The organism is Kitasatospora sp. NPDC054768 (assembly GCF_053612025.1).
Genome location: NZ_JBSHBN010000090.1, coordinates 1 through 23,107 on the forward strand (window position 1 = coordinate 1; position 23,107 = coordinate 23,107).

At 74.4% G+C, this 23,107-nt stretch carries 23 protein-coding genes and 1 riboswitch; of the genes, 9 read left to right on the plus strand and 14 right to left on the minus strand.

Going from position 1 to position 23,107, the window contains the following annotated elements; translation table 11 throughout:
- From ACWGKU_RS24715 to ACWGKU_RS24760, 10 genes are all read right to left on the minus strand, one after another.
- Positions 1 to 986, minus strand: a 986-nt coding sequence (locus tag ACWGKU_RS24715; RefSeq protein WP_452180829.1) for an NAD-dependent epimerase/dehydratase family protein, incomplete at its 3' end; no start/stop codon positions are given.
- Between the two features lie 109 nt (positions 987 to 1,095).
- Positions 1,096 to 2,142, minus strand: a complete 1,047-nt coding sequence (locus ACWGKU_RS24720; protein ID WP_380543968.1) for a hemolysin family protein — start codon at positions 2,140 to 2,142, stop codon at positions 1,096 to 1,098.
- The gene (locus ACWGKU_RS24725) at positions 2,139 to 3,482 is read right to left on the minus strand and encodes a hemolysin family protein (protein ID WP_401043282.1); all 1,344 of its coding nucleotides are present in this window, start codon (positions 3,480 to 3,482) and stop codon (positions 2,139 to 2,141) included. The genes ACWGKU_RS24720 and ACWGKU_RS24725 overlap by 4 nt, the downstream gene beginning before the upstream one ends.
- 224 nt (positions 3,483 to 3,706) lie before the next feature.
- Positions 3,707 to 4,147 carry a PH domain-containing protein gene (locus ACWGKU_RS24730; protein WP_359898675.1) on the minus strand — a complete coding sequence of 147 codons (441 nt, stop codon included), beginning with the start codon at positions 4,145 to 4,147 and terminating at the stop codon, positions 3,707 to 3,709.
- Positions 4,148 to 4,291: 144 nt separating this feature from the next.
- On the minus strand, positions 4,292 to 5,140 hold the full coding sequence (hisG, locus tag ACWGKU_RS24735; protein ID WP_380543962.1) for an ATP phosphoribosyltransferase: 849 nt from the start codon (positions 5,138 to 5,140) through the stop codon (positions 4,292 to 4,294).
- Between the two features lie 56 nt (positions 5,141 to 5,196).
- Positions 5,197 to 5,469, minus strand: a complete 273-nt coding sequence (locus ACWGKU_RS24740; RefSeq protein WP_280685086.1) for a phosphoribosyl-ATP diphosphatase — start codon at positions 5,467 to 5,469, stop codon at positions 5,197 to 5,199.
- 101 nt (positions 5,470 to 5,570) lie between these two features.
- Positions 5,571 to 6,044 carry a 6,7-dimethyl-8-ribityllumazine synthase gene (ribH, locus tag ACWGKU_RS24745; RefSeq protein WP_452180828.1) on the minus strand — a complete coding sequence of 158 codons (474 nt, stop codon included), beginning with the start codon at positions 6,042 to 6,044 and terminating at the stop codon, positions 5,571 to 5,573.
- Positions 6,045 to 6,139: 95 nt separating this feature from the next.
- Positions 6,140 to 7,417 (minus strand): bifunctional 3,4-dihydroxy-2-butanone-4-phosphate synthase/GTP cyclohydrolase II, encoded by a 1,278-nt coding sequence (locus ACWGKU_RS24750; protein WP_401050841.1) that lies wholly within the window; start codon positions 7,415 to 7,417, stop codon positions 6,140 to 6,142.
- Positions 7,418 to 7,422: 5 nt separating this feature from the next.
- Positions 7,423 to 8,010 (minus strand): nicotinamide mononucleotide transporter family protein, encoded by a 588-nt coding sequence (locus ACWGKU_RS24755; protein ID WP_401050842.1) that lies wholly within the window; start codon positions 8,008 to 8,010, stop codon positions 7,423 to 7,425.
- A gap of 56 nt (positions 8,011 to 8,066) precedes the next feature.
- Entirely contained in the window at positions 8,067 to 8,813 is a 747-nt protein-coding gene (locus ACWGKU_RS24760) for a riboflavin synthase (RefSeq protein WP_401050834.1), read from the minus strand.
- A 224-nt stretch (positions 8,814 to 9,037) separates the two neighbouring features.
- Positions 9,038 to 9,165, minus strand: a riboswitch (FMN riboswitch).
- Positions 9,166 to 9,402: 237 nt separating this feature from the next.
- On the opposite strand from ACWGKU_RS24760, the gene ACWGKU_RS24765 reads away from it, so the two are divergent.
- Positions 9,403 to 9,651 (plus strand): SCO4226 family nickel-binding protein, encoded by a 249-nt coding sequence (locus ACWGKU_RS24765; protein WP_380543954.1) that lies wholly within the window; start codon positions 9,403 to 9,405, stop codon positions 9,649 to 9,651.
- Between the two features lie 9 nt (positions 9,652 to 9,660).
- Here the strand turns inward: ACWGKU_RS24765 and ACWGKU_RS24770 are convergent, their stop codons facing one another.
- Positions 9,661 to 9,975, minus strand: a complete 315-nt coding sequence (locus ACWGKU_RS24770; RefSeq protein WP_401050838.1) for an antibiotic biosynthesis monooxygenase family protein — start codon at positions 9,973 to 9,975, stop codon at positions 9,661 to 9,663.
- A 162-nt stretch (positions 9,976 to 10,137) separates the two neighbouring features.
- Here ACWGKU_RS24770 and ACWGKU_RS24775 point away from each other — a divergent pair, with 162 nt between their 5' ends.
- On the plus strand, positions 10,138 to 10,833 hold the full coding sequence (locus tag ACWGKU_RS24775; protein ID WP_401055401.1) for an MSMEG_1061 family FMN-dependent PPOX-type flavoprotein: 696 nt from the start codon (positions 10,138 to 10,140) through the stop codon (positions 10,831 to 10,833).
- A 104-nt stretch (positions 10,834 to 10,937) separates the two neighbouring features.
- Here ACWGKU_RS24775 and ACWGKU_RS24780 read toward each other — a convergent pair whose 3' ends face one another.
- Positions 10,938 to 11,126: a YegP family protein gene (locus ACWGKU_RS24780; RefSeq protein WP_401055399.1), complete on the minus strand. Its 189-nt coding sequence runs from the start codon at positions 11,124 to 11,126 to the stop codon at positions 10,938 to 10,940.
- A 182-nt stretch (positions 11,127 to 11,308) separates the two neighbouring features.
- Between ACWGKU_RS24780 and ACWGKU_RS24785 the strand changes: the two genes are divergently transcribed.
- From ACWGKU_RS24785 to ACWGKU_RS24800, 4 genes are all read left to right on the plus strand, one after another.
- A complete protein-coding gene (locus ACWGKU_RS24785; protein WP_401055398.1) occupies positions 11,309 to 11,722 on the plus strand; it encodes an HIT family protein in 414 nt (137 codons plus the stop codon).
- A gap of 159 nt (positions 11,723 to 11,881) precedes the next feature.
- Positions 11,882 to 12,946 carry a serine hydrolase domain-containing protein gene (locus ACWGKU_RS24790; RefSeq protein WP_452178996.1) on the plus strand — a complete coding sequence of 355 codons (1,065 nt, stop codon included), beginning with the start codon at positions 11,882 to 11,884 and terminating at the stop codon, positions 12,944 to 12,946.
- 373 nt (positions 12,947 to 13,319) lie between these two features.
- Positions 13,320 to 13,952, plus strand: a complete 633-nt coding sequence (locus ACWGKU_RS24795; protein WP_452178995.1) for a hypothetical protein — start codon at positions 13,320 to 13,322, stop codon at positions 13,950 to 13,952.
- A gap of 146 nt (positions 13,953 to 14,098) precedes the next feature.
- On the plus strand, positions 14,099 to 15,313 hold the full coding sequence (locus ACWGKU_RS24800) for an alpha/beta hydrolase family protein (RefSeq protein ID WP_452178994.1): 1,215 nt from the start codon (positions 14,099 to 14,101) through the stop codon (positions 15,311 to 15,313).
- A 109-nt stretch (positions 15,314 to 15,422) separates the two neighbouring features.
- On the opposite strand, the gene ACWGKU_RS24805 is transcribed toward ACWGKU_RS24800, so the two are convergent.
- The gene (locus ACWGKU_RS24805) at positions 15,423 to 15,968 is read right to left on the minus strand and encodes a winged helix-turn-helix transcriptional regulator (RefSeq protein ID WP_401055544.1); all 546 of its coding nucleotides are present in this window, start codon (positions 15,966 to 15,968) and stop codon (positions 15,423 to 15,425) included.
- 121 nt (positions 15,969 to 16,089) lie between these two features.
- On the opposite strand from ACWGKU_RS24805, the gene ACWGKU_RS24810 reads away from it, so the two are divergent.
- From ACWGKU_RS24810 to ACWGKU_RS24820, 3 genes are all read left to right on the plus strand, one after another.
- Positions 16,090 to 17,592: an MFS transporter gene (locus ACWGKU_RS24810; RefSeq protein ID WP_452178993.1), complete on the plus strand. Its 1,503-nt coding sequence runs from the start codon at positions 16,090 to 16,092 to the stop codon at positions 17,590 to 17,592.
- A gap of 134 nt (positions 17,593 to 17,726) precedes the next feature.
- Positions 17,727 to 21,410 (plus strand): SpoIIE family protein phosphatase, encoded by a 3,684-nt coding sequence (locus ACWGKU_RS24815; RefSeq protein WP_452178992.1) that lies wholly within the window; start codon positions 17,727 to 17,729, stop codon positions 21,408 to 21,410.
- Between the two features lie 156 nt (positions 21,411 to 21,566).
- On the plus strand, positions 21,567 to 21,971 hold the full coding sequence (locus ACWGKU_RS24820; protein ID WP_380543927.1) for a nuclear transport factor 2 family protein: 405 nt from the start codon (positions 21,567 to 21,569) through the stop codon (positions 21,969 to 21,971).
- A 28-nt stretch (positions 21,972 to 21,999) separates the two neighbouring features.
- Here the strand turns inward: ACWGKU_RS24820 and ACWGKU_RS24825 are convergent, their stop codons facing one another.
- A complete protein-coding gene (locus ACWGKU_RS24825; RefSeq protein ID WP_452178991.1) occupies positions 22,000 to 22,977 on the minus strand; it encodes a pseudouridine synthase in 978 nt (325 codons plus the stop codon).
- Between the last annotated feature and the right edge of the window lie 130 nt (positions 22,978 to 23,107).

Consider the following 23,107-nt stretch of genomic DNA (forward strand, 5'->3'; position numbering starts at 1 on the left):
CAGCCGTTGAGGAGCGCCGCCTCCCGCTCCCGGTCCAGCCCCACCGTGACCCGGTCGGACCGCCGCGGCGCACTGCCGCCGATCGACCGCAGCCAGGCCCAGGTGTCCGCCACGGTCTCGGCGACCGGGCGGCAGCGCAGCCCCGCGCCGAGCGCGCGCTCGACCGAGCCGGTGTGCAGGAAGTCGTACAGCTCGCCGGGCGCCAGCCAGATCGGCAGCTCGGTCCACGGCTCGACGCCCGCCGCGAGGATCCGCTCCGGGTCCGTCCAGCACAGCTCGGCGTCCGAGCCGGTGGCCCGTACGCAGGCCTCCAGCAGCTCGCCCATGGTGGCGTGGCCGGACGGGCCGACCAGGTTGTACGGGCCGGCGAGGCGGGCCGCCGCGGCGTCCAGGGTCCAGGCCGCGAGGTCGCGGACGTCGATGTACTGCAGGGCCAGCCCGCGCGGCCCCGGGGCGAGCACCGGGCCGCCCTCGGCGATCCGGTTGAGCCACCACGGCAGCCGGCCGATGTTCTCGTGCGGGCCGAGGATCAGCCCGGCCCGGGCCAGCAGCGCCCGCCCGCCGAACTCCGCCTCCAGCGCCAGTTCGGCGCCGCGCTTGGCCTCGGCGTAGGGCACCTCGCCGGTGAGGTCCGGGGAGGAGGCGACCACCGGCGCGGCCTCGCCGGCCCCGGCCCGCAGCGGGTAGTCGTACACCGACCGGCTGGAGACGTACGCGTAGTGGCCGACCCGGCCGTTCAGCAGGCGGGCGCTGTCGCGCACCGCCGCGGGGGCCCAGGACCAGGTGTCCACCACGGCGTCCCACTCCCCGGTGCCGAGCGCCGCGAGGCCGCCCTCGGCAGTGCGGTCGCCCAACAGTGTCCGGACGCCTTCGGGCGCCGGCCGCGTGCCGCGGTTGACGGCCGTCACCTCCCATCCCCTGGCCAGCGCCTCTTCGGCGACGACCCGTCCGACGAACTCGGTTCCACCCAGCAGGAGAAGTCTCATGCCGACCACCCTGCTCCCAGGGTGGCCGGCATGGAACGGCTGCATGCTCTGGGCGAAATCGCCGGGAGCGAACACGCCGTCAGCGGGGCCCGGACCTGCCGGGCCGGCGTCAGGCCGTGGCGCGGTGGTCCGGGTCGTGCACCTCGCCGACCAGCTCCTCCAGCACGTCCTCCAGCATGACCACGCCGAGCGTGCGCCCGTCCTGGTCCAGCACGGCGGCCAGGTGGCAGGTGGCCCGGCGCATCGCGCCGAGGGCGTCGTCCAGCGGGAGGCTGCCGCGCAGCACCGTGATCGGCCGCCACAGGCGGGCCGGGACGGGCGCCGAGGCGTCCTCCACGTCGAGGACGTCCTTGAGGTGGATGTAGCCGAGGTAGCCGTGGCCGGCCGGGTCGCCGTCGGTGACCGGGAAGCGCGAGAAGCCGGTGCGCAGCGCCAGCTCCTCGACCTCGGCGGCGGTCGCCTTGGTGTCCACGGTGACCAGCTGCTCGGGCTTGAGCAGCACCTCGGTGACCGGGCGGTGGCCCAGCTCCAGCGCGTCCTCCAGGCGCTCCTGGCGGCCCTCGTCGAGCAGCCCGGCGTCCCGGGAGTCCGCCAGCAGGTACATCAGCTGCTCGGTGGTGAAGACCGACTCGACCTCGTCCTTGGCGTCCACCCGGAACAGCTTGAGGATGCCGTTGGCGAGGGCGTTCAGCACCCGGATCACCGGGGCGAGCCAGCGGGCCAACCGGTCCAGCGGCGGGCCGAGCCAGAGCGCGGCCCGCTCCGGGCCGGCCATGGCCATGTTCTTCGGCACCATCTCGCCCATCACCATGTGCAGGAAGACCACCACGGCGAGCGAGATCCCGTACGAGAGCGGGTGCATCAGCGTGGACGGGACGCCGATCGCGTGGAACGGGCCCTCCAGCAGGGAGGCGATGGTCGGCTCGGCGAGGGCGCCGAGGCCCAGCGAGCAGACGGTGATGCCGAGCTGGGCGGCGGCCAGCATCGCGGAGACGTTGGACAGCGCGTGCAGCACGGTGCGGGCGCGCTTGTGCCCGGCCTCGGCGAGCGGTTCGATCTGGCTGCGGCGCACCGACACCACGGCGAACTCGGCGCCGACGAAGAAGGCGTTGCCGAGCAGGAGCAGCAGCGCGACGGCCAGTTGCAGGGCGGTCATCGGCCCTCCTCCCGGTCCTCGTCGAACTGCGCGGGCGCGGTGGTCCGCTCCACCCGGACCTCGGTGGTGCGGTGGCGGTCGACACCGGTGACGGTGAAGCGCCAGCCGGGCAGCTCGGCCTGCTCGCCCACCTCGGGGAGCTTGCCGAGCAGGTCGGAGACCAGACCGGCCAGGGTCTCGTACGGGCCGTCCGGGGCGTTCAGGCCGATCCGCTCCAGCTGGTCGATCCGGGCGCGGCCGTCGGCCTCCCAGACCGGCAGGCCGTTGACCGGCGGCAGCGGGAGCAGCTCGGGGTGGTCGTCCGGGTCGTGCTCGTCCTGCACCTCGCCGACGATCTCCTCGACGATGTCCTCGACGGTGACGACGCCGGCGGTGCCGCCGTACTCGTCGACCACGATGGCCATCGGCTGGAGGCGGCGCAGCTGGTCGAGCAGCCGCTCGGCGGGCAGCGTCTCGGGCACCAGCAGCGGCGGCGAGGCCAGCTCGCCGACCCGCACCAGGCCGCGCCGGGCGGCCGGGACGGCCAGGGCGTCCTTGAGCGTGACGGTGCCGGTGACCTCGTCCAGGCTGTCGGTGTAGACCGGGAAGCGGGACAGGCCGGTGGCCCGGGTCAGGTTGATGACGTCGGAGGCGGTGGCGTCGCGCTGGAGCGCGGCCACGTCGACGCGCGGGGTCATCACGGACTCCGCGGTCAGCTCGCGCAGGCCCAGGGTCCGGACGAACAGGGTCGCCGACTCCTCGTCTATGGCACCGGCCCTGGCCGAGTGGCGGGCCAGCGAGACCAGCTCGTCCGGGGTGCGGGCGTGCGCCAGCTCCTCCTGCGGCTCGATGCCGAAGGCCCGGACGGTGCGGTCGGCGGCGCCGTTCAGGAAGCTGATCAGCGGGCGGCAGGCGAAGGAGAAGGCCATGTGCGGGGCGGCGACCGCGCGGGCCACCTGGAGCGGGCGGGAGATCGCCCAGTTCTTCGGCACCAGCTCGCCGATCACCATCTGCACGACGGTGGCCAGCACCATGCCGACGATCACGGAGACGCCGCGGGCGGCCGAGTCGGGCACGCCGATGGCGGACATCACGGGTGCGAGCAGGGTGGACAGCGCCGGCTCGGCGAGCATGCCGACCACCAGCGAGGTGACGGTGATGCCGAGCTGGGCACCGGAGAGTTCGAACGAGAGGTGCCGCAGGGCCCCGGCGACACGGCGGGACTTGGCGTCGCCCGCCTCGGCGGACCGGTCGACCTCCCCGCGCTCCACGGTCACGAAGGCGAACTCGGCGGCCACGAAGAGGCCGTTGGCGAGGATCAGGAGAACGGCCGCGAGCAACAGCAGCCAAGCGGTGATCACAGTGCCGCCTGCCTTCCGGGGTCGGGAAGCGAGGCGGCGCAGGTACTACCGGACGGATCGTCCATCGAGGGGGAGTGTCACTCCTCTGGTCGGGTTCGGGCACTCGATTTCGGGCAGGGCGAAGTTTGCCCTACTTTTACCAGCGTAGACCATACCCGGATGGGGGTAAGGAGCCTGTTCGGCCCACCGGGAACGGAGAACCCCTGGTGGGGGCGGGTCCGGATTCAGACCCGGGCGTGCTGCTCGACCAGGTCGCGCAGCGCACGGGCGTCCGCGATCGCCCGGTCCTTGCCGACGCCGGACTGGATGCCGACCGCGGCGAGCGAGGTGCCGTCGGCGAGGTCGAGGGTGGCCCACGGGTCGCCCTGGCGGAAGTTGACCCGGACGATCTCGGCCCAGGCGAGCCGGCGGCGGCGGACGAAGTTGACCACCGTCACGCCCTCCGCGTCGGCGCTCACCCGGGGGCGGGCCAGCATCAGGCCGACGCCGGCGAACAGGACGCCGCTGGCCATCATCATGATCCGGTCGTTGAGCTGCCAGTTCTCCGGGAGCAGCACGGCCATCGCGGAGAACAGCGCCACCAGCAGCACGCAGACCGGCAGCAGCACGGCGCGGGTGCGGCGCGGCGCCCAGGTGACGGGGAACTGGACGGGCGGCGTGGACACGTGGGGTCTCCGGGGTGGTTCTGGTTGCGGCAGCACGAGGGGCGGGGACGCGGTCGGCGTCCCCGCCCCATTGAACCGTTCTTTACCCGCGGGCCGACGGGCAGGTCACCCGGACGCGCGGTTCGAGGGCGGCGGGCCCCCGGGTCAGAGGCGGCAGGCGTGGATGTTGGTGACCAGGATGGCCCGGGCGCCGATGCCCCACAGGTCGTCCATGATCTGCTGGGCCTCCTTGCGGAGCACCATCGAACGCACCGCGACCCAGCCCTCGGTGTGCAGCGGGGAGACGGTCGGCGACTCCAGGCCCGGGGTGAGCGCGACGGCGGAGCCGACGTTCTCGGCGCGGATGTCGTAGTCCATCAGCACGTAGCGGCGGGCCACCAGCACGCCCTGGAGGCGGCGCAGGAACTGCTCCACCCGCGTGTCCTCGCCCGCGCCCTTGGGCCGGATCACCACGGCGTCGGAGATCAGGATCGGCTCGCCGAACACCTCCAGGCCGGCGTTGCGCAGGCTGGTGCCGGTCTCCACCACGTCGGCGATCACGTCGGCGACGCCCAGCTGCACCGCGGTCTCGACCGCGCCGTCCAGCTTGGTGACCGTCGCCTTCACTCCGTGGTCGGCGAGGTGCTGCTCGACCAGGCCGGTGTAGGAGGTGGCGATCCGCAGGCCCTCCAGGCCCTTGACGTCCTCGACGTCCACGCCCTCGGGGCGGGCGAAGCGGAAGGTCGACCCGGAGAAGCCGAGGGCGAGCACCTCCTCCGCGTTGGAGTGCGAGTCCAGCAGCAGGTCGCGGCCGGTGATGCCGACGTCGAGGCGGCCGGAGCCGACGTAGACGGCGATGTCCCGCGGGCGGAGGAAGAAGAACTCCACCTCGTTGTTCGGGTCGACGAGGACGAGCTCCTTGGGGTCCTTCCGCTGGCGGTAGCCGGCCTCATGGAGCATCTCCGCCGCGGGACCCGAGAGAGAACCCTTGTTGGGGACGGCGATGCGCAGCATGGGAGGTTGCTTCCTTACCTGTTGGGAGGATGGGTGTGCTCTGGGGAGCGGGGTGTCTAGAGGTACTTGTAGACGTCGTCGAGCGTCAGTCCGCGGGCGATCATCATCACCTGAACGTGGTAGAGGAGCTGCGAGACCTCCTCCGCCGTCTGCTCGTCCGACTGGAACTCGGCGGCCATCCAGACCTCGGCGGCCTCCTCGACGACCTTCTTGCCGATCGCATGGACGCCCTGCTGGACGAGCTGCGCGGTACGGGAGGACGAGGGGTCGCCGGTGGCGGCCTTCTGCTGGAGCTCGGCGAAGAGCTCCTCGAATGTCTTCGAAGCCATGATGGGGCCACCTTACGGCGTGCGGGCGGACGGACGGTAAACGGTCCCGGAGCGTGGACAGTCCAGTGGACGTCCGTGCTCCGGGACCGGGCGGTTCGTCGTCAGAGCGCCGCGCGCAGGACCGCGGCGGTGGCGACGGCGGCGGTGACGGCCTCGTGGCCCTTGTCCTCGGCGGAGCCGGGCAGGCCCGCGCGGTCGATCGCCTGCTCCTCGTTGTCGCAGGTCAGCACACCGAAGCCGACCGGGACGCCGGTGTCGACGCTGACCTGGGTGAGGCCGGCGGTGGCCGCCTGGCAGACGTAGTCGAAGTGCGGGGTGCCACCGCGGATCACCACGCCGAGGGCCACCACGGCGTCGTAGCCGCGCTCGGCGAGGCGCTTGGCGGCGACCGGCAGCTCGAAGGTGCCGGGCACCCGCAGCACGGTCGGCTCGGTGACGCCCAGCTCCTTGAGCGCGCGGTGGGCGCCGTCCAGCAGGCCGTTCATCACCGTGTCGTGCCACTGGGCGGCGACGACGGCGACCTTGAGGTCGGCGGCGCCGTCGATGGTCAGCTCGGGGGCTCCGTGGCCGCTCATGTCTCTTCGTCCGTTCTGTCTGTCGTGCGGGTGCGGGTGGCTGTCGTGCGGGTGGCTGTCGTGCGGGTGCTGGTGGTCAGGGCCCGGGGCCGGGGTCAGGAATCGAGGCCGGGCAGCTCGTGGCCCATCCGGTCGCGCTTGGTGCGCAGGTAGCGCAGGTTGTGCTCGCCGGGCGCGATCTCGACCGCTTCGCGCCCCTTGACCTTGAGCCCGTGCTCGGTGAGCGCGGTCAGCTTCTGCGGGTTGTTGGTGAGCAGGGTGAGCGAGCGGACGCCGAGGTCCACCAGCATCTGGGCCGCGATGCTGTAGTCCCGGGCGTCGGCGGGCAGGCCGAGGTCCAGGTTGGCGTCGACGGTGTCCCGCCCCCGCTCCTGCAGCTCGTACGCGCGCAGCTTGTGGGCCAGTCCGATCCCCCGCCCCTCGTGGCCGCGCAGGTACAGCACCACGCCGCGCCCGGCCGCGGCGACCCGCTGCAGCGAGGCCTGCAGCTGCGGGCCGCAGTCGCAGCGCAGCGAGCCGAAGACGTCACCGGTCAGGCACTCGGAGTGGACCCGTACCAGGACGTCCTCGTCGTCCGGCAGCCGGCCCTGCGCGTCCAGACCGCCGGCCACCAGCGCGAGGTGCTCGACGCCGTCGATGGTGCCCCTGTAGCCGACGGCGGTGAACTCCCCGTACGCGGTGGGCAGGGCGGTGACGGCGGCCCGGTCGACGTGCAGCTCGGTACGGCGGCGGTAAGCGATCAGGTCCTCGATGGAGATGATCGCGAGGCCGTGCTCGCGGGCGAAGGCGACCAGCTCGGGCAGCCGGGCCATGCTGCCGTCGTCGTTGACCACCTCGGCGATCGCGCCGGCCGGCGGCAGCCCGGCCAGCCGGGCCAGGTCGACGGCGGCCTCGGTGTGCCCGGGGCGGACCAGCACGCCGCCCTCGACGGCGCGCAGCGGGAAGACGTGCCCGGGACGGGTGAGGTCGCCGGGCTGGGTGCCGGACGAGGAGAGCAGCCGTACGGTGCGGGCGCGGTCGGCGGCGGAGATGCCGGTGTCGACCCCCTCGCGGGCGTCCACCGAGACGGTGTACGCGGTGCCCTTGCGGTCCTCGTTGACCTGGGTCATCGGCGGGAGCTTGAGGCGGTCCAGCTCCTCGCCGGTCATCGGGGCGCAGATCACGCCGGAGCTGTAGCGAACGGTGAAAGCCATCAGCTCGGGGGTCGCGGCGGACGCGGCGAAGACGATGTCGCCCTCGTTCTCGCGGTCCTCGTCGTCGACCACGATCACGGCGCGGCCGAGGGCGATGTCGGCGATCGCCCGCTCGACCGGGTCGAGGACGAGTTCGGGCCCGGATCCGGTGGCGCCGTTGCTGGACTGGTTCTCGGTCATCTCGGTCATACCGTGGCTCCCTGCGGGACGGTGGCGGACTTGGCGCGCGGCTCACGGGTGCTCAGCCACCAGGAACGCAGGCCGAGCAGCACCAGGACGAAGTAGACGGAGTAGGTGAGGCCGGAGAAGGTGTAGCCGCTGTTGAAGGCGAACGGCACGCCGACCGCGTCGACCGCGATCCAGGCGAACCAGAACTCCACCCAGCCGCGGGCCTGGGCGACCATCGCGGCCAGCGTGCCGACGAAGATGTAGGCGTCCGACCAGGGGCTCCAGGACAGGCTGGGGAAGGACGTGAAGAGCAGGGCGAGCGCGACGGTGCCGGCCGCGGTGCCCGCCGCCAGCACGAGCCGCTCGGGCCAACTCGCGAACCGTACGGCGATCGTGCCGCTGTCGCGGCGGCCCCGCCGCCACTGCGCCCAGCCCCAGGCGGCGGTGGCGATCACGATCAGCTGCTTGCCGATCAGGCCGGGAACGTGGCCGCCGAAGTAGGCCGCGATCAGCACGGCGCCGGACAGCAGCTGGACCGGCCAGCTCCAGACCGAGCGGCGCCAGCCGAGCGCGAGCCCGCCGAGGCCGAGGATGTTGCCGAACATGTCGGCCCACTTGACGTGTTCGCCGAGGACGGTGAACGCCTCGCCGCTGAGCCAGCTCACTCGGACTCCCCCGGGGTTCCGTCGACCGGCCGGCCGGACGGGTTGGACAGGTACGACAGCTCGGACGGGTCGGACAGGCCCGACGGGCCGGAGAGGTTCGGCAGGTTCGGGAGGGTGCGGGACTCCAGGAGCCGCTCGACGTACTTCGCCAGCACGTCCACCTCCAGGTTGACGCTCTCCCCGACGCCCTTGGCGCCGAGCGTGGTGAGCGCGAGGGTGGCCGGGATGAGACTGACGGTGAAGCTGTCCTGCGCGGCCTCCACCACGGTGAGGCTGACGCCGTCGACCGTGATCGAGCCCTTCTCCACCAGGTAGCGGGAGATGGTCCCGGGCAGCGAGAACCGCAGCACCTCCCAGCGCAGGTCGCCCGCCGCGTCGCGCTCGCCGGGCTCGCGGCTCAACAGCCGCCCGGTGGCGTCGACATGGCCCTGGACGAGGTGACCGCCCAGCCGGTCGCCGAGCGCCATGGCGCGCTCCAGGTTGACCCGGGAGCCGGGCGCCAGTTCGCCGAGACTGGAGCGGTGCAGCGTCTCGGCCATCACGTCGGCGCTGAACTCACCGGTTCCGGCGGCCAGTTCCGCCGGGCCGTCGACGACGGTCAGGCACACGCCGTTGACCGCGATGGAGTCGCCGTGCCGGGCACCCGTACAGACCACCGGGCCGCGCAGGCGGATCCGCGAGGAGTCGCCGATCTCCTGGATCGACACGACCTCGCCGAGCTCTTCGATGATGCCGGTGAACACCCGGGTTCTCCTCGCGCTTGGGGCGCGGACTCCGGGGCGGCATGGGAGATGACACGGACGGGCACCGGCGTACGGACCCGGGACACCACCCGTCGCCGGGGATGCCGAGGCCGCCGGGAGATCGCTCGCCCGGCACGGGAGACACCGCTCCCGTCGTTCACCTGACCGGGGCCCGGAGGACGGTTCTCCGCCACTGGACCCACGGGTACTGCTCTTCGTCCGCCCGCGCACGCCTCCCATCCGGACTTTAACCGTCGGTCCAGGAATTTCACCTGGTCAACCGGCCGCTGGCTGCGGACGGGTCGCGGACTGTAACCGCCGGTTCGGATTTTCACCGACCCCGGAGTGCGCTGAACGTCACTGCTTGATGCCGTCATTGTGCCACGGTCGGCGCAACGGCAGGGAGGCCCCGTGCCTGTGGTCTGTTTCACGGGCGTGCGGGGAATGCGCGGCGGGGTGCCGTCCGCCGCTCGCGCGATCCGGTCCGCGGGCGCGGGCCCGGCGGTCTGGTGGCGCAGGCGGACGGCCGGGGCGAGGCTGGTAGTCGGGGCCCTGCCGATGACACATCGAAGCTACGGAGGCGAGGGCGATGGCGAAGTTCATGGACGTCCACCACGGGATGGCCGGAATCACGGCCGAGCAGCTCAAGCAGGCACACGCGGCCGACCTGGCGATCCAGGGCGAGGAGGGCGTCCACTTCCAGCAGGCCTGGGCGGACCCGGAATCGGGCACGGTGTACTGCCTCTCCGACGCACCGTCCAAGGAAGCCGTGCAGCGGGTCCACGACCGCTCCGGGCACCCGGCGGACGAGATCCATTCGGTGCCGCTGTCGGTGTGAGAGCCCGGCTCAGAGCGTGGCCGGTGCGGCAATCTGCAAGAAGTGGGTGACCTCCGGCGGGTGGGCGAGGTAGCTCAGCTCACCCTCCGACCAGACCGGCCGGATCCGCCACATCGGCCCCGCGTACCCGCGCAGGGCCTCCTCGTCGCGCCAGCGGCTCAGCACCAGCACCCGGTGCCGGTCCTCGGACACCGAGCGCAGCAGCTCACCGCCGAGGCAGCCGTCGGTCCGCCCGAGTTCCGGGATCACCTGGGCGGCCAGGTGCGCGCAGAACTCATCGAGTCGATCGGCGAGGACCTGCCCGGCCCAGATTCTGACGATCACGACCACCACCTCCGGCTGCCCGGCGGGCCTTGTCCCAGTGCTCCCTGGCCCCCATTATGAGCGTGGAACCGCTGGTGGGGAGGGGTGAGGGCGGAATTTCACGGAGGGCAGCGGCAGTGCGGGGGGCGGGGTGCGCCGAGCGGCCTCGGCTACATTCCCGGTATGACGACCACACCGGAATCTGCCGTTTCGTCAACCTCCGCGCCGGACCGGCCGGGCGGCCTGTTCGACGCCCTCCACGCGGGCGCGCTCAGCGATCCCGCCCAGCTGCGGGAGATCTACGAGCAGCCCGGCGACCAGGCCCGCCGCAAGCAGGTCGACCGCCTGCACGAGGTCGCCCAGCGCCTGATCGCCTGCTCCCCGCTGGTGTTCGTGGCCAGCACCGACGCCGCCGGACGCTGCGACGTCTCCCCGCGCGGCGGGCCGGCCGGGCTGGTCTCGGTGCTCGACCCGTACACCCTGGCCATTCCGGACGCCACCGGCAACAAGCGCCTGGACACCCTGCACAACATCCTGGAGACCGGCCGGGTCGGGCTGCTCTTCGTCGTCCCGGGCCGGGACGCCACGCTGCGGGTCAACGGGCGGGCCTGCGTCTCGACCGACCCGGAGCTGCTGCGGCAGCTGACCGCCGTCGGCAAGCCGCCGCGCAGCGCGATCGTGGTCGCCGTCGAGGAGGTGTACGGGCACTGCCCGAAGGCCTTCCTGCGCTCCTCGGCGTGGAAGCCGGAGAACTGGCTCGCCAAGGACGCGCAGCCGAGTTCGGCGGAGGTCACGCTCTCGCACCTGCGGGACGGGTCGCTGACCGTGGAGATGATCGAGCAGTACGAGCGGGAGGCGCTGCTGTACCGGTACGAGTGAGGTTCCGGGGCCGCGTGGACCCCGCTCCGTACGGACCCCGCTCCGCGCGGGACGCCCGGCGACCGGTCCGCCGCGGGGCGGACCGGGCGCCGGGCGGCGCGCGCTCAGGCCGCCCTGGGAAGGTCCTCCACGGCCGCGCCGTCGGCGGCCCGCCGGACCGCCTCGACGCCCTTGTGGGCGGCGTCCTTGCTGGCGTAGCCCTGGCCGGTGGCGACGATCTCGCCGTTGCCCGCCTTGAGCCGGAACCGGTACTTGCCGCCGGCGTCCTGATAGACCTCGAACGTGCCCGACATCCGGGCCACCTCCTCGCGGGGCCTCCTCGCGGAACGCTCGATGCGCCCGCCGTCCTGCCCCCGGCGCCACCGTGCGCCCGGCGCCGGGGCGGCCGCACCCGGGCGGGAGCCGGACGGGTGAAGCCGGATCCGCGGGGATTGGCGGGAGTGCCGGGACGGCCGCCGGTGGTTTGAATGGACGGATGGACTGCGTCTTCTGTGCGGTGGTGGCGGGCGAGGAGCCGGCGCACCGGGTGCTGGACGACGAGGCCGCGGTGGCCTTCCTGGACCGCCGGCCGCTGTTCCCCGGGCACGTACTGGTCGTGCCGCGCGCCCACCACCCGACCCTGGCCGACCTGCCGGCCGCGGAGGTGGGACCGTTCTTCCTGCGGGTGCAGCGGGTGGCGACGGCCGTCGAGCGCGGGCTGGGCGCGGCGGGCAGCTTCGTCGCGGCGAACAACCGGATCAGCCAGTCGGTGCCGCACCTGCACGTCCACGTGGTGCCGCGCAATCCGAAGGACGGGCTGCGCGGGTTCTTCTGGCCCCGGCGGCGCTATCCGGACGAGGCGGGGGCGGCGGAGGTCGCGGGCCGGCTGCGGGAGGCGCTGGAGGACTGAGCGGCGCGGCCGGTCGAGGACGTCGCCGGCGTGCGGGCCACTGCCGGGCGTACGTCTGCGGGAGCACCGGCGGGCGTACGTCTGCGGGAGCACCGGCGGGGGTCGATATCGTTTTCCGGGCGGACGATCCGGCCGGTGAGGGTGTCTAGGCTCGCGATCATGAACGAACTCGCCTGCCTCGTGCAGCAGACGGCCGACCGGCTCGCGGGCCGCCACGTCGGCGCGGTGGTCGCCGGGCTGGCCGGCGGTGACGTGGAGATCCGCGGCGCCGGGCGGACCGGTCCGGGTGGTGGCGTGCCCGGGCCCCGCACCCTGTTCGAGATAGGTTCCGTCACCAAGGTGTTCACCTCGCTCGTGCTCGCGCGGCTGGCCCTCGACGGTGCGGTCCGGCTGGACGACCCGCTCGCCGAGGTGCTCACCGGAGCCTCGGGCGGTCGTGCCGTCGTCCCGGCCAAGGGCCGGGAACCGATCACCCTGCGGCACCTCGCCACCCACACCTCGGGGCTCCCCCGACTGCCCCGGGGCATGGCGCTGCAGTCGCTGCTGTCCCCCAACATGCCCGATCCGTACGCCGGTTGCACCGCCGAGCGGGTGCTCGACGGGCTCGCGCGGACGCGACTGCGGTCCGCGCCCGGGCGTGGATTCCGCTACTCCAACCTCGGCGCGGGCCTGCTCGGCCTGGCCCTCGCGCAGCGGTCCGGCCTCGGGTACCAGGAGTTGGTGGCGCGCGAGGTCGGTGCGCCGCTGGGCCTGGCGGACACCGGTGTGCGGCCGGACGGGGAACGGTCCGCGCGCCTGGCGCACGGTCACACGCCGGGCGGCCGGCCGGTGCCGCCCTGGACCTTCGCGGCCGTGCCCGGCATGGGCGGGCTCCGCTCGACCGCCGCCGACCTGACGGTGTTCCTGCGGGCCCAACTGGCCGCCGCGCGCGAGCCGGACGCCCCGCTGTCGTCGGCGATCGCCCTCACCCGGGAGACCCGCCACCGGGTCAACCCGTTCGCCTGGACGCACCTGGGCTGGCTCGGGCACCGGCTGCGCGCCCAGCAGGGCGGGCACCTCCAGATCTGGCACAACGGGGGCACGGGCGGCTTCCGCTCCTTCGTCGCCTTCGACCCGGAGAAGCAGGTGGGCGTGGTGGTGCTGGTCAACACCCGCCGGTCGGCCGATCCGGCGGGGACGGCGCTGCTGCGCGGGCTGCAGAACGGGTTCGCGACGGCGGGGTGAGGGCGGGCCCGCCCTGTTCGCACCCCCGCCGGTGGGCGGCCCCGGCCGGGGCGCGATGATGGCGGGGCCGATTCGGGCCAAAAGGTGCCGATTGGCACTGTCGCCAGCGGCGACGAGCGGTTGATGCTGGGATCCGGCGGTCGCGGTTCCGACGGGGGATTCCGCCGAGTGAGAGGGGGTCGCCATGGCGGTGACGTGGTCGCCGACGCGCGTGCGGTCGGCCGGCGCTTCCGGTTCGGCCGGTGCGACCGGCGCTTCCCGCACCACCACCGGGACGAGCGGTGGTGCCGGTCGGCTCGGCCCGGTGGTGCGGGTGCACCGGAGGTGCCGGCCGCTGTCCTGGCCGGCACGGGTGTGGCTGCACTCCTGCGGGGTGGTCGTCTCCGTGGCGGTCTGCGTGGCACTCGGCGGGTGGTGGCCCTCGCCCGTGCTGGCCGCCGCCGCGGTGGTGGCGGTGAGCGGGTACGAGCGGCTGCGCCCCGCGCCCGGGCTGCGCTCCGTCCGGGTCCACGAGGGCGGGCTGGTGCTGGTCCCGGCCGAGGGCGGGGAGAGGTCGCTGCCCTGGGGCGCCGTGGAGGCCACCGAGTACTCCCCGGGCGGGCCGCGCGGGGTGCCCGAGCACGGGCGAATATGGCCGGCGGGCGCGGACGAGCCGCTGGAGCTGGCGCACCTGCGCGGCCTGGGCGCGTTGTTCCGGGAGTTGGAGGAGCGCCTCTCCCCCGGGTTCCGGGCCGCGCTGCACGAGACGCTGCGCACCGAGGGGAGCGTGCGCTTCGTCCGGGGGCGGCTGACGGTGACGGCCGGCGGGCTGGTGCACCGGCCACCGCACCCGCTCGCCGCGACGGAGGCCCACCGGTGGGCCGAGGTGCGCTCGGCCCGGGCGTCCGGTCTCGGCGAGTTGGAGATCCGGACCCACTCGGCCGGTCTCCCGCTGGCCCTCGCGGTGCCCAACGCCCGTGCGGCCGCGGACTTCCTGGAGGACCTCCGGGCGGCCGCCGCCGGTTGACCCCCGTCGGTTGACCGCCGTCGGGCGGGCACCCGCCCGCCCTGCCGACGCCCACCCCTAAGGGGCGCCGGCAGCCCTTCCCGGAAGGGATCAGTACGCCGCTGAGCGGACGTCAGTTCCCTTGCCCGCGACCTACCGTCGCTGGCATGAGCCGACTCCGTACGACCGCCGCCGCGGCGGCCCTGCTGCTCGCACTTCCGCTGTCCGTCGCCGCCGCCGCGCCGGCCCTGGCCGCGCCGCCCGTCAACTCCGGCACCGCAGCCGCCGACACTGCCGTCTTCACTGCCGCCGGCCCGGCCGACCGGGCCGCCGCCCGGATCGAACTCCCCCGCCCGACCGGGCCGTACGCGGTCGGGCAGGAGGTCCTGCACCTGGTGGACCGGAACCGTCCGGACCCGTGGGTGCCCGCCTCCGGTCCGCGTCAGCTGATGGTCTCGATGTACTACCCCGCGCAGGCCGGGACGGGCACCCCCGCCCCGTACATGACGCCCGCGGCCGCCCGGGCACTGCTGGACGGAAAGGTCGCGGGCAACACCATTCCGACCGAGGCGGTGTCCGGAACCCGGACGTGGTCGGAGTCCGGGGCGCGCCCGCAGGGCGGCCACTACCCGCTGGTGGTCCTGTCGCCCGGCTTCACCATGCCGCGCGCCACGCTCAGCGGCCTCGCCGAGGACCTGACCAGCCACGGCTACGTCGTCGCGGTGATCGACCACACCTACGAGAACACCGGGACCACCTTCCCCGACGGGCGGACGCTCCCCTGCGCGGCGTGCGGCACGGTCGTCGGCGACGAAGCCGCGGCACGCCTGGAGGCGGGCCGGGCGAAGGACGTCTCCTTCGTCATCGACCGGCTGACCGACCGCCCGCACCCGGCCTGGCGCTACGCCCGGCTGATCGACCGCGACCGGATCGGCATGGCCGGGCACTCCGCCGGTGGCGCCTCCACCGTCCCCGCCCTGCTCACCGACGACCGGATCCGGGCCGGGGTGAACATGGACGGCACCATGCACTACCTGGTGCCCGAGTCCGGCCTCGGCGGCAAGCCGTTCATGATGATCGGCCACCCGCTGTCCGACGGCACCGAGGACCCGTCCTGGGTCACGAGCTGGGCCCGGCTGGACGGCTGGAAGCGCCTGCTGACCGTCGACGGCTCCGACCACGGCAGCTTCACCGACCTCCCGGTCTTCATCGAGGGACTCGGCCTCCCCAAGGGCCCGTACACCACCCTCGGGAGCGGGCGCGCCCTCGCGCTCACCCGGCAGTACGTCGGGGCCTTCTTCGACCTCCAGCTGAAGGGCGTCCCGCAACCGCTGCTCGACGGGCCGAGCGCCGCCAACCCGGAGGTGCGCTTCACCCCCTGAGGGCTGTCCCCGGTCGCCGCTCCCGGGTGACAGCGGTCCCGGGCGGGGCCGTCGGCACGACGCCGGCGGCCCCGTCGGCGTGCGGCCCCGTCGGCGTGCGGGCCGGCGGTCAGCCGGTCGGGGGCGCCGCCGAGGCGATCGGTTCGAGCAGCGGGTGGGGGCGGACCAGGGCGCGGGAAACCGGGTCCTCCCGGTGGGAGCCGGCGCGGGCGGGGTTGGGGCGCATGACGACCGCGGTCGGCGGGACGGGCCCGCCGCCGCAGGCGGGACAGACGCCCGCTAGGTCGAGGTCGGTGCCGCAGTCGGCGTGCGCGAAGAGGTGGTACGAGCCGCCGTCGGTGGCGTGCCGGCCACCCCAGCGGCTCAGCTGGTAGAGCGGGCCCCAGAGTTCGAGGCCGGTCCCGGTGAGCAGGTAGCCGTGGCGCAGCGGCGCCCGCTGGTACGGCTCCTTGCGCAGCACCCCGGCCGCGACCAGGGCGTTGAGGCGCGAGGTGAGGACGGCGCGCGGGATGCCGAGGTGGGCGAGGAAGTCGTTGAAACGCTGCACCCCGTAGAACGCGTCGCGCACGATCAGCAGGCTCCAGCGCTCGCCGACCACCTCCAGGGCGCGGGCCAGTGCGCACTCCTGCAGTTCGTAGTCGGTTCCCAGGGCCATGGGCGTCAGCCTAGTCCACCCCCCTTGAGGGTTCAATGAACAGACTGACGGTGGTAGCGTGCCGCCCGAGATGAAGGTTCATTCACCAGACCAAAGGGTCCGGCCCCCGGAGGGAACGCCCATGTCCCCCGCACCACCTGGCTCCTCACCCGCCTCACCCGCCTCACCCACCGCCCCCACCGCCCCGGGCCCGCGCCTCCGGCCCGCCGCCACGCTGGCGACCACCGCGGCGGCGACCGCCCTGACCACCGTCGCGTACACCGCCCCCACCGCCTCGCTCGCCGCCACCGCCCAGGCCGCCCACCTGGGCGCCGCCGGCCGCACCTGGATCCTCACCGGCACCCTGGTCGGCATCTCCGCACTGCTGCTCACCGCCGGAAGCGCCGCCGACGACCACGGCCGCAAGCGGGTCTTCACCTTCGGCGTGCTGCTGTTCACGGCCGCCGAGGCGCTGGCCGCACTCGCCCCCGGCGGCGCCGTCTACCTGGCCTCCCGGGTGCTCCTCGGTGTCGCCTCGGCGGCCGTCCTGGCACCCGCGCTCGGCCTGATCGGCCACGCCCACCCGCCCGGGCCCGACCGGATCCGGGCACTCGGCGTCTGGGGCGCGGCGGTCGGCCTCGGCATCGCGGTCGGGCCGGTGTACGGCGCGCTGGTCCAGCAGTGGGCCGGGTGGCGCGCGGTCGGCGGCGGCATCGCGGCGGGCTCGGCCGTGGTGGCCGGCTTCGCCGTCGCCGTCCTCACCGAGTCGCGGGCCGAGCGGCCGCGAGCGCTCGACCCGTACGGGGTGCTCACCCTCGCCGCCGGCACCTCCTGCCTGATCGCCGGGCTGGCCGAGGGCCGCGACGGCTGGGGGCGGCCCACCGCGGTGGCACTGCTGACCGGCGGGGTGCTGCTGCTGGCGGCGTTCGCGGTGGTCGAGGCGAGGGCCCGGGAGCCGATGCTGGACCTCGCCCTGTTCCGCGAGCCCGGCTTCGTCGCGGCCACCGGCGGGGCGCTGTTCACCGGGCTGTCGCTGGTCGGCTTCATGAGCTACCTGCCCACCCTGCTCCAGGGCGTGCTCGGCCTGTCCGGTCCGGCCGCGGCCGGCGTGCTGGCCCTGTGGTCGGGCCTGTCGGTGGTCTCCGCACTCCAGGCCCGCCGCCTGGCCGCCCGGCTGTCCGCCACCACCCAGGTCTCCCTCGGCCTGCTGGTCTGCGGCGCGGGCGAGCTGGGACTGTACGGGCTCGCGCCCGGCTCGTCCTGGCTGCGGCTGGTGCCGGGGCTCGCGGTCGCGGGCGTCGGCAGCGGGGTGCTCAACGCGGCCCTGGCCCGGCTGGCGATCGGCAGCGTCCCGGCGCACCGGGCGGCGATGGGCTCCGGCGCCAACAACACCTCCCGCTACCTGGGTTCGGCCCTCGGCGTGGCGGTCACGGTCGCCGTCACCGGATCCGCCCGGCCCGGCTCGCCCGGCCCCGGGGCGGCGGCCCGCGCCCTGGCGGCGGGCGCCGACCGGGCCGTCCTGGTCGCGGCCGCGCTCTGCCTGGTCGGCGCGCTGATCGCCCTCGCCGCCCGCGCCGCCGAAGCCCGCTCGGGCGCGGAGACGGACGCCGCACGGCCGGCCCGCCGGCCCACGGCCCTGCGGTGACGCACCGGACGTCGGCCCGGGAGGACGTCCCGAGCGCCCGCTGCCACGGTGAGCGGCCGCCCGGGAGCGCGTGCGAAGATGGCAGTTGCTGGTGGGAACGATCTCCGGACGGTTTCTGGGACGGTTCTCTGGCCATGGTGGACCACTACGCGCAGCGCGCGGGGCAGCCCCGGCAGGACGCCCTGCTGATGGTGCCGATCGCCACTGCGCTGATCGACGCCGACGGACGCATCCTGCACTGGAGCAGTGACGCGGAGGCGCTGCTCGGACACCCGGCGCAGGAGGCGGTGGGTGCCCGGGCCGCGACCCTGCTGACCTCCGACGAGCACCGGCCGGAGGTGCTCCAGCTATTCCGGCAGATCCTGGCGGGCCGGCCCTGGTCCGGGGTCTTCCCGGTCCGGCACCGGGACGGGCACCTGGTGGACCTGGAGTTCCGCACCCATCCGATCCTCGGCCCCGGCGGCGCCCCGATGGTGCTGGCGGTCGCCTCCGAGGTGACCACGCTGCACCGGCTCCAGGCCGACCTGGCCCTCCTCGACGGGTTCTTCACCCAGTCCCCGGTGGGCATGGCGGTGTTCGACACCGACCTGCGCTTCGTCCGGCTGAACGAGGCGCTGGCGGACGCCAACGGCCTGAGCGTCGAACGCCCGCTGGGCCGACGGCTCACCGAGGTGCTGCCCAGGATCAACGGCCCCGAGTCCGAGGCGGTGATGCGCCGGGTGCTGGAGAGCGGCGAGCCGGTGGTGGACGACCTCGCGCACGGCCGCACCCCGGGCGACCCGGGCCACGACCACGCCTGGTCGGCCTCCTACTTCCGGCTGAGGGACCGCGGCGGCCGGGTGCTCGGGGTGTGCGCGACCGTCATCGACATCACCGAGCGGTTCCACGCCGACGCCCGGGCCGCCCGCGCCCAGGAGCGGCTGTCCCTGCTGGTCGACGCGACCGCCTCGATCGGCACCACGCTGGACCTGCGGCAGACCGCCCGGGAACTGGTCGACGCGATGGTGCCCAGGGTCGCCGACATCAGCGCGGTGTTCGGGCTGGAGGAGCTGGTGGCCGGCCGGAACGTCGAGCCGTCCCCACCGGACGCCCCCTTGCTGGTACGGCGCCTGGCGATCGCCTCCGCCGACAACCAGTACCCGGCCGAGGCGCTGCCGCTGGACGCCGTGTACGAGCTGCCGCCGGACTCCCCGTACGCCCGGGCGCTGACCGGCGGGCGCACGGTGGTGGTGCCGTCCTGGGAGCTGCCGGCGCTGAGCGAGCGCCTCAACGAGAGCCGCCGCCAGGCCTTCATCGGCGACCGCCCGCGCTCGGTGCGGATCACCCCCCTGGTGGCGCGCGGCACGACGCTCGGCATGGTGGTGTACTCGCGGCGCGGCTCGCGGGAGTCCTTCGCGGCGGCCGACATCACGCTCGGCGACGAGCTGGCCTCGCGCGCCGCCGTCGCGATCGACAACGCCCGGCTGTACCTGCGCCAGCACCGGACGGTGCTGGCCCGGCAGCAGGCGCTGCGCGAGGCCAAGGCCGCGCAGGAGCGCCTGGCGCTGGTCAACGTGGCCTCCACCCGGATCGGCACCACGCTCGATCTCGCCCAGACAGCCCAGGAGCTGGCCGAGGTGGCGACGCCGAGGCTGGCCGACACGGTGGTGGTGGAGGTGCTGGAGGAGCTGGTCCGCGGCGAGCGCGAGGCGACCGCCCCGGTGGACGGTTCGGCACTGCTGCGGCGGATGGCCTTCCACTCGGTGCGCGGCTCGACCCTGGCCCCGATCGACCGCACCGGCAACCTGCACCGCTTCCTGCCCGGTTCGCCGTACGCGTGGTGCCTGGCGCACCGCAAGCCGGTGCTGGTGCCGCGGATGGACGAGGAGGGCATGGCCTGGTTCGCCGAGGACCCGGTGCGCCGGGCCGCCGTCCGGGAGCAGAACGTGCAGTCGTTCATGGCGGTCCCGCTGATCGCGCGCGGCACGCCGGTCGGCGTGGCGGGCTTCTACCGCACCCTGGTCGAGCGCCCGTACGAGGAGGCCGACGTGGCGCTGGCCGGGGAGTTGGCGCTGCGGGCGGCCGTCTCGATCGACAACGCGCTGCTGTTCACCCGCGAGCGCGACGCGGCCGCCGCCCGGCAGCGGGCGCTGGACGAGGCGTGGGCCGCCCAGCAGCGGCTGTCGCTGCTGAACGAGGCCAGCAACCGGATCGGCACCACGCTCGATCTGTACCGCACGGCCCGGGAGTTGGTGGAGGTGGTGATCCCGCGCTTCGCCGACTTCGTCACCGTGGACCTGCGCGAGGCGGTGCTCAGCGGCGAGGAGCCCGGGGCCGTCCCGGCGGAGGGCCCGGTGCTGATGCGGGCGGTCGCGGTCGGCGACACCGGCTCGGACGGCGCCATGCACGAGGCCGCCGACGGGGTGGGCGAGACCTCGCAGTCGGCCGGCCTGTACGCGCAGAGCCTGCGCACCCGGCGCTCGATCCTGGTCGCCGAGGTGACCGAGGAGGAGCTGCGCCGGATCGTCGCCTCGCCCGACCGGGTGCAGCCGGGCCTGGACGCCGGGGTGCACTCGTACCTGATGGTGCCGCTGGTGGCGCGCGGACACGTGCTGGGCGGCGCGGAGTTCGTCCGCACCCGCAACCCGGCACCGTTCGGCCCGGAGGACCGCTCGCTGGCCGAGGAGCTGGCCGCCCGCACCGCGCTGGCGATCGACAACGCCCGGCTCTACCGCCGCGAGCGGGACACCGCGCTCACCCTCCAGCGCAGTCTGCTGCCGCAGGAGGTGCACCGCACCCTCGGGCTGGACCTCGCCTACCGCTACCTGCCGAGCAGCGTGGTCAGCGAGGTCGGCGGCGACTGGTTCGACGTGGTGCCGCTGTCCTCCGGGCGGGTCGCGCTGATCGTCGGCGACGTGATGGGCCACGGCATCCGGGCCGCCGCCACGATGGGCCAGCTCCGCACGGTGGCGAGGACGTTGATCACCCTGGACCTGGACCCGGCGCGGGTGCTGTACCGGCTGGACGAGGCGACCGCGACGGTCGGCGAGGGCCAGTTCGCCACCTGCGTCTGTGTGGTGTACGACCCGGTGGACCGCCACTGCACCGCGGCCAGCGCCGGGCACCTGCCGCCCGTGGTCGCCGACACCGAGGGGCGGGCGCACCTGGTCGAACTGCCGTCCGGCATTCCGCTCGGGGTGGGCGGAGTCGCCTTCGAGAACGCCGAGTTCACCCTCCCCGAGGAGGGCATCCTCACGCTCTACACGGACGGCCTGGTCGAGCGCCGGGGCCAGGACCTGGACGAGGGGCTGGAGCTGCTCTGCCGGACCGTCGCCGACCGGCGCGACTCGCTGGAGCAGACCTGCGAGGCCGTCCTGAGCCGGCTCACCGAGACCACCGGCGAGGACGACATCGCCGTCATCATGGCGCAGGTCCGCCCGCGGGGAGCCGACCGGATCGCCACCCTCCCGCTCACCGGGGACCACGCCATGGTCGCCCACTCGCGCCGCTTCACCCGCGAGACGCTGACCGCCTGGGGGCTCGACGCGCTCGCCGACTGGGCCGAACTGCTCACCAGCGAGCTGATCACCAACGCCCTGGTGCACGCCGGATCGCCCACCCAGCTGCGGCTGTACTGCAACCGGGTGCTCACCGTCGAGGTCGCCGACCAGGAGTCCGAGGTGCCGCGGATCCGCCGTGCCCGCAGCGAGGACGAGGGCGGCCGGGGCATCCACCTGGTCAACGAGCTCGCGCACCGCTGGGGCAGCCGCCGGACCAAGGACGGCAAGGTGGTCTGGTTCGAGCTGGAGCTGCCCCCGGGGACCGACCCACCCGCCTGAACGGCCGCCCCACCCGCCCGAGCGGCCGCCCCGCCCGCGTGGACAACGGACGGTTGTCGGGCCACCGCCGCGGTTGTTGGCCCGGCGGGCCGCCCCGGCGGTTGTCTGGTGCCACGAGCGGGACGGCCCCGCCCGGACGAACCGCAGGAGCCCACCGTGCAGCACCCCGACGCCCGCACCGTCGTCACCGACTACGTCACCCTCCTCGCGGCGGGCGACCGCGAGGCCGCGATCGCCCTGTTCGCCGAGGACGCCACCTGGAGCTACCCGGGCGGCCTCCCGCTCTCCCGCACCTGGCACGGCAAGCAGGAGATCTTCGGTGACTTCCTCGGCCGGGTCGGTGCCCTGTTCGCCGCCGACGGCCTGCCGGTCATCACCCTCACCCACGTCCTCGCCGACGGCCCGCAGGCGGTGGCCGAGTGGACCACCGTCGGCACGGCCGCCAACGGCGCCGCGTACGAGAACCGCTGCCTGGGGGTGTTCACCGTGACGGACGGCCTGATCACCGCCGTCCGCGAGTACCTGGACACCGACCACGTGGCCCGGACGCTGCTGGCCTGACCACGGCCCGCTCCGCGCGGCCCGCCCCTCAGGGCCTGTGAACGTCCTGGGACCCGGTCGCGGCGCCGTCGGCCCAGCCCTGGGGGTCGGTCCAGGCCGCCAGCGTGCGGCGGGTCTCGAAACGGCGCTCGCGGCCGGTCAGCGGGTCGGTGAACTCGACGGTCGAGGCGAGCAGCTGCAGCGGGCCGCGGAAGTCGTCCGGGGCCGGCTCGGTCAGCACCACCGGATAGACCGGGTCGCCGAGGATCGGCAGTCCGAGGCCGCACATGTGCAGCCGCAGCTGGTGGGTGCGCCCGCTCAGCGGCCGCAGCCGGTAGCGGGCCAGGCCGTCGCGGCGCTCCAGCAGGTCGATCCGGCTCTCGCTGTTCGGCGGGGCGTCGATCTCCCGCGCGGCGATCACCCCGCGCTCCTTGACGATGTGGCTGCGCACGGTGCGCGGCAGGCTCAGCTCCGGGTCGTACGCGGCGATCGCCCGGTACTCCTTGCGCACCAGGCGGTCCCGGAACAGCGTCTGGTAGGCGCCGCGGTCCTCCGGGCGGACGACGAACATGGCCAGGCCCGCGGTGAGCCGGTCCAGGCGGTGGGCGGGGCTGAGCGCGGGCAGGTCGAGGCTGTGCCGCAGCCGGGACAGCGCCGTCTCGGCCACGTGCCGGCCGCGCGGGGTGGTGGCCAGGAAGTGCGGTTTGTCGACGACCACCAGGTGCTCGTCGCGGTGCAGCACGACCAGCTCGAAGGGGACGCGCACCTCCTCGGGCCGGTCCCGGTGGAACCAGAGGTGGGCGCCGGGCCGGAACGGCTCCGCCGGGGCGACGGGGCCGTGCTCGCCGACGATCTCGCCGTCCCGCAGGGCCGCGTCGATCCGCTCGGCCGGGACGGCGGGCAGCCGGTCCACCAGGTGGTCCCGCACCGTCGACCAGGGGCCTTCGAGCGGCAGCCGGAGGTGCACCGGGTCCACGCCGTGGCGCTGCGGGAGGGGGGAGGCCGGTCGGCGGCTCTTGCGTCTCATCTCCCGGCCCAGCGTAGTGCGCGCCGGCGCGCGACCCGCGGCCGAGGTGCTGACCCGGGGCCGGGCAGGGACAGTGGACCGGAGGCCCTCGTTCCGCCGGGGGCCTCCGACCGTACGCCGGGCCGGGCGG

What these genes read in the sequence shown, in the direction of transcription:
- ACWGKU_RS24790 (WP_452178996.1), top strand. Translation starts at nt 11,882, where the DNA reads ATGAACGAACTCGCCTGCCTCGTGCAGCAGACGGCCGACCGGCTCGCG.
- ACWGKU_RS24765 (WP_380543954.1), top strand. Translation starts at nt 9,403, where the DNA reads ATGGCGAAGTTCATGGACGTCCACCACGGGATGGCCGGAATCACGGCC.
- ACWGKU_RS24815 (WP_452178992.1), top strand. Translation starts at nt 17,727, where the DNA reads ATGGTGGACCACTACGCGCAGCGCGCGGGGCAGCCCCGGCAGGACGCC.
- ACWGKU_RS24740 (WP_280685086.1), bottom strand. Translation starts at nt 5,469, where the DNA reads ATGGCTTCGAAGACATTCGAGGAGCTCTTCGCCGAGCTCCAGCAGAAG.
- ACWGKU_RS24785 (WP_401055398.1), top strand. Translation starts at nt 11,309, where the DNA reads ATGGACTGCGTCTTCTGTGCGGTGGTGGCGGGCGAGGAGCCGGCGCAC.
- ACWGKU_RS24800 (WP_452178994.1), top strand. Translation starts at nt 14,099, where the DNA reads ATGAGCCGACTCCGTACGACCGCCGCCGCGGCGGCCCTGCTGCTCGCA.
- hisG (WP_380543962.1), bottom strand. Translation starts at nt 5,140, where the DNA reads ATGCTGCGCATCGCCGTCCCCAACAAGGGTTCTCTCTCGGGTCCCGCG.
- ACWGKU_RS24780 (WP_401055399.1), bottom strand. Translation starts at nt 11,126, where the DNA reads ATGTCGGGCACGTTCGAGGTCTATCAGGACGCCGGCGGCAAGTACCGG.
- ACWGKU_RS24750 (WP_401050841.1), bottom strand. Translation starts at nt 7,417, where the DNA reads ATGACCGAGAACCAGTCCAGCAACGGCGCCACCGGATCCGGGCCCGAA.
- ribH (WP_452180828.1), bottom strand. Translation starts at nt 6,044, where the DNA reads ATGAGCGGCCACGGAGCCCCCGAGCTGACCATCGACGGCGCCGCCGAC.
- ACWGKU_RS24805 (WP_401055544.1), bottom strand. Translation starts at nt 15,968, where the DNA reads ATGGCCCTGGGAACCGACTACGAACTGCAGGAGTGCGCACTGGCCCGC.
- ACWGKU_RS24720 (WP_380543968.1), bottom strand. Translation starts at nt 2,142, where the DNA reads ATGACCGCCCTGCAACTGGCCGTCGCGCTGCTGCTCCTGCTCGGCAAC.
- ACWGKU_RS24825 (WP_452178991.1), bottom strand. Translation starts at nt 22,977, where the DNA reads ATGAGACGCAAGAGCCGCCGACCGGCCTCCCCCCTCCCGCAGCGCCAC.
- ACWGKU_RS24810 (WP_452178993.1), top strand. Translation starts at nt 16,090, where the DNA reads ATGTCCCCCGCACCACCTGGCTCCTCACCCGCCTCACCCGCCTCACCC.
- ACWGKU_RS24755 (WP_401050842.1), bottom strand. Translation starts at nt 8,010, where the DNA reads ATGTTCGGCAACATCCTCGGCCTCGGCGGGCTCGCGCTCGGCTGGCGC.
- ACWGKU_RS24775 (WP_401055401.1), top strand. Translation starts at nt 10,138, where the DNA reads ATGACGACCACACCGGAATCTGCCGTTTCGTCAACCTCCGCGCCGGAC.